Raw genomic sequence first — 271 nt, 5'->3', positions numbered from 1 at the left:
TGCGGCCTAAAGATTCATTGATTTCAAGGCTCTTTTGGTAATATTCAAGTGCCTTATCCAGCTCGCCTTGTGTATCGTAAACAATCCCTATATTGCCATATATACCAGCCATGTATTCTTTACGACCTAGAGGTTCACTGATTTCAAGGCTCTTTTGGTAATACTCAAGTGCCTTATCTAGCTCGCCTTGTGTATCGTAAACAATCCCTATATTGCCATACACACCAGCCATACCTTCTTTATGACCTAGAGATTCATTGATTTCAAGGCT

Annotated in this window: 1 protein-coding gene; it reads right to left on the bottom strand. The window is 40.2% G+C overall.

Annotation, left to right across the window (positions count from 1 at the left end; all coding sequences use genetic code 11):
- Positions 1–271: tetratricopeptide repeat protein (locus N483_RS25045; protein WP_155735436.1), on the bottom strand; the 271-nt coding region annotated here is incomplete at both ends.

It is taken from the genome of Pseudoalteromonas luteoviolacea NCIMB 1944 (assembly GCF_001625565.1).
Lineage (GTDB): Bacteria > Pseudomonadota > Gammaproteobacteria > Enterobacterales > Alteromonadaceae > Pseudoalteromonas > Pseudoalteromonas luteoviolacea_F.
Note: the sequence above shows the minus strand (reverse complement) of the source record. Positions and strands in the feature narration are given on the sequence as shown.